Source organism: Petralouisia muris (assembly GCF_004793545.1).
Taxonomy (GTDB): Bacteria; Bacillota; Clostridia; order Lachnospirales; family Lachnospiraceae; genus Petralouisia; species Petralouisia muris.
Genome location: NZ_SRYA01000152.1, coordinates 1 through 4,807, shown reverse-complemented (window position 1 = coordinate 4,807; position 4,807 = coordinate 1). Strand labels below are relative to the sequence as shown.

The window sequence follows — 4,807 nt, the reverse complement described above, 5'->3', positions numbered from 1 at the left end:
AAGCTGTGCGATACGGCTCCCAACCCGTCATCGTCCTATGCCTATTATGCAAGCCTGAAAAACAACATCAGCAAGTCTTATAATGCGATAAGACCGAGTTTTGCAAGCAGGACACAGAGCGGTGCGGAAACTTATGAGCTGAAATGGAATGAGGGGAACCAGCGCTTTGAGAAAACCCTGACTGACAGCAACGGCGTACTTGGCAGTTTTGACATTTCCCTTAGCGGGTACACGGTGGAAAAGAACGGGAACAGCGTCACCATTTCCAGTAAGGAAGTGAACACGGCGGCAACAATGGCAACCATGAACTCCACGGCAGGAGAGGTAGAGACTACTTCAAGCTGTGTGTTCTGGCTTACGGAAAAGGCAAACTATCAGGAGTTTGTTTCGGAAAGACCAAGCGCCGATCCTATCCATGCCTATTTTAAGGTAAAGACGGAAAACATCGGCTACGGGGAGATCATAAAGACCGATGAGTCCAGCGGCGTGAAGCTGGCAGGAGCCGTATACGGGATTTATTCCGACAGCGGATGCAGCAACAGGGTAGACACCATGACTACGGATTCCAATGGTTATGCAAAATCAAATGCGCTTGTGGCAGGAACCTACTATGTAAAGGAAATTACCGCCCCGAAGGGATATGTACTCAGCGGTAAAGTCCACACACTGACCGTAAGGGCAGGGCAGACAACCGGGATCAGCGCAACGGACAAGGAGCAGCTTGGGGCGATTACCATTTATAAAGAGGGGGAAGTCCTGACCGGATGGAATGGCAGCAATTTCACTTATGAGAAAAAGAAACTGCCGGGTGCTGTTTTCAGAGTGACGGCAGGCGCAGACATTTACAGGGCAGACGGCACAAAAGTCTACAGCAACGGGGATGTGATCGCTGAAAACCTTGTGGCAGGAAGTGACGGGCAGGTGGTTCTTACAGACCTTCATCTTGGGACGTATGTGGTTACGGAAACAAAGAGCATTGACGGATATACCATCAATACAGAGCCGCATACAGTGAAGATTGAATATAAGGATCAGATGGCAGAGGTGCAGTATGAGGCAACAACGGTCCTGAATGCCAGACAGAAAGCGGAAGTTTCCGTTACAAAGAAAGATTCCGAGACAACAAACCCGCTGGACGGCGGACAGTATACGCTTTATGCGGGAAATGACATCAAGAACTATGCAGGACAGGTCATTGTGACAAAGGGGACTGCATTACAGACCGTTACAACAGGGGAGGATGGCAGCGCCGCTTACACGGTAGACCTTCCGATTGCAAACAGCTACTATATTTCAGAGACACAGGCTCCTTACGCATATTACAGGAACAGCTCTGACGTATACAGCTTTACGTTCAACTACCTGCCGGAAACAACCGCAAAGGCAGCATTTACCCACACCTTTGCAAATGACAGGACAACGGCAAAAATCCATATCTACAAGGAGGATAAGGAGACAGGAAAAGCCGTTCCGCAGGGAGACGCAAAACTGGAGGGCGCAGTCTATGGTCTGTATGCCCGTGACGATATTGCACACCCGGACGGTGCAACAGGCATTATCTTCCATGCAGGGGACCTTGTTGCGACAATGACAACGGACGAGGGCGGCAATGCAGAGGTAAAGAACCTTTATCTCGGCAACTATTATGTAAAGGAAATCACACCGTCAGAGGGGTATCTCCTTGATGAAGAGGAACACGATGTTATCTGCGATTATGAGGGCGATCTGGTAGCGGAAGTGTCAAGAAGCACAACATCGCCGGAGCAGGTCATCAAGCAGCCGTTCCAGCTTATCAAGGTATCCGACAACGGGGACGACACCGAAGCGCCTGTATTATCCGGCGCAGGCTTTACCGCATACCTGAAATCTTCCTTATCCGTATTGGAAGATGGAAGTTATGATTTTGACAGCGCAAAACCTGTTGAAATCGGCAGCAAGGGTGAGACTACCCTTTTTACGGATGCAAAGGGGCATATCGTGACACAGCCAATCCCTTATGGGACTTATGTGGTGGTTGAGACAGTCACACCGCATAACATGCAGACGGTAAGACCTTTTGAAGTAAGGATTGTGGAGAACCACCCGGCAGAGCCGCAGGTATGGCGTGTATTCATTGACCGTGAATTTACCGCAAAGCTGCGTGTGATCAAGAAGGACGCTGACACAAAGCAGACAGTCCTTATCCCTAATACAGAGTTTAAGATTTTCAACCTTGACAAAAACGAATATGTCAAGATGGTTACAACTTATCCGTCAAAGGTTACACACACTTCTTTCTTCACGGACGAAGATGGCGACTTGATCCTGCCTGACGTATTGAAGATTGGGAATTACCGCATTGAGGAAGTGAAAGCGCCTTACGGGTATGTGCTGAACACAAATTATGTGGAAGTGGCGGTTGATTCCGATACGTTCTATGAGACTGATCCGGACACTTATGATGCAATCATTACCGTGGAATATGAGGACGAACCTGTTGTCGGGGAACTGACAGTTGAGAAGAAAGGCGAAATCCTTGACGGCTACAAGGGCGGCTTGTTTGCTGATTCTGAAGAAAAGGAGTTCGTTTACAGGGAAGGCTCCCTTGCAGGGGCAAAATTTGAGGTCTATGCCGCAGAAGATATTTATACTGCTGACATGCAGACAGACGGGGACGGTAACAGGACAAGATATTACAGCAAGGGCGATCTTGTTGCAACGCTTACAACCGGGGAAAATGGGAAAGCCAGCATTTCAGGGCTCCCGCTCGGACAGTACCGTGTGGTGGAAACAGAAGCGCCTTATGGATATGTGCTGAACGGGGAAGAGCAGCTTGTAACATTCGTTTATGTGGACGATAAAACCCCGGTAATCTATGAAAGCGTGACATTTACCAATGACAGACAGAAACTGGATATGTCAGTATTTAAGAAAGATGCAGAGGAAGATACCCCGGTTGCAGGTGCAGTGTTCGGTCTGTTTGCCGCAGAGGATATTGAAAACATTGACGGGGAAGTGATCGTGTGGGCAGGAACACTTCTTGAAACTGCCGTATCTGATGAAAACGGCAGGATCGCTTTTGGGAAGGATTACCCGTTTGCAGTTTATGAGGCAAAGGAACTGGCAGCGCCCAAAGGCTACGTTTCCAGTGGGGAAGTAATCACTTTTGAGACAGAGTATCAGGGACAGCATGAAGCAGTTGCAGAATACAGCAGCGAATTTCTGAATGAGCCTACAACCTTTGAGTTCACTAAGGAGGACATTGCAAGCGGCGCAGAGCTTTCCGGCGCAATGCTTACAGTCATTGACAAGGACGGCAATGAGGTTGACAGATGGACTTCCGTGGCAGGAGAGGCTCATGTGATCAAGAGACTTGTGGCAGGGGAGACTTATACGCTCCGTGAGGAATTTGCCCCTTACGGCTACCTGAAAGCAGAGGAAATCCAGTTTACGGTGGAAGATACCGCTGACATTCAGAGTGCAGTGATGAAAGACGAAGTTCCGACAGGCGCAATCATCATCAACAAAGACGGCGAATTTGTAACGGACACTACCCTTATGAAAGGACACTGGTATGACTTCATTTTCAATTATTTTAAGGACAGTCTTGCAGGAGTTGAATTTGAAGTCTATGCGGCAGAGGACATTGTAAGCCCGGATGGTCTTGACACGATCTATTATGAGGCTGACGAGCTTGTGGCAACAATCGTTACTGACGAAAAAGGTTATGCAAGCATTGACAGCTTACCGCTTGGGAAGTATTACCTTGTGGAGACAAAGACTCTGGAAGGGTTCGTCCTGGACGATACGCCAATCGAAGCAGACCTTTCCTATATCGATCAGGAAACAGAAGTGGTTTATGCAGGAATGAACATCAGCAATGAGAGACAGAAAGTGCAGATCACTGTGGTTAAGAAAGACGCAGGCACGAAAGAGGTTCTGGAGGGAGCCGTATTCGGACTGCTTGCAAAAGAGGATATTGTGAACAAGGATGGCAAAGTAGTTGTAAAAGCCGGAACTGAAATTGAGCGTGGCGTGACCGGAAAGGACGGAAAGCTGACCTTTGTATCTGACCTCCCGCTTGGAAAGTATTATGTGCAGGAGCTGACAGCGCCAAAGGGATATGTGAAGTCCGATAAGGTATTTGATGTGGATGCGTCATATCAGGGCGATGATAAGGAAGTAATCGAATTTGAGGCAGAATTTGAAAACAAGCCGATCAAGGTGCAGATTTCAAAGACGGACATTACAGGCGACAATGAGCTTGAGGGGGCTGTCCTTTCCGTCATTGATGCAGACGGCAATCTGGTGGAGAAGTGGACTTCCGGCAAAGAGCCGCACATGATCGAGAAGCTGCCTGCCGGAAAATATATTCTCCGTGAAGAAACAGCGCCGTTTGGCTATGTAATCGCACAGGATATTGAGTTTGAGGTGAAGGAGACAGATGAAATCCAGAAAGTAGCAATGAAGGACGAAGCAGCAGTTGGAAAGATCATCATCAGCAAGAAGTCTGAGGACGGAAAAGCGCTTGCAGGCGCAAAATTTGAAATCCGTGACACGGACGGGAAAGTGATTGAGACACTTACCACGGACAAGGACGGTCATGCAGAGAGCAGCGAACTTCCGATTGCAGCATTTAAGGACGGGAAGTATGAGGAGGCAGTCACTTATACCGTAGTGGAAGTGGAAGCTCCGAAAGGCTATCTCCTTGATTCCACGCCAAAGGAAGTGAAGTTTGAATACAAGGATGGAAAGACAAAAGTGGCCCTGTACACCCTTGAAGTGACAAACAAGCCTACGGAACCGAAACTCCCGCAGACCGGGGACA

At 48.4% G+C, this 4,807-nt stretch carries 1 protein-coding gene; it reads left to right on the top strand.

Annotated features, from left to right (window positions below; all coding sequences use genetic code 11):
- The coding region (locus E5329_RS28215) for an MSCRAMM family protein (RefSeq protein WP_135992452.1) at nucleotides 1-4,807 on the top strand (4,807 nt) is incomplete at both ends.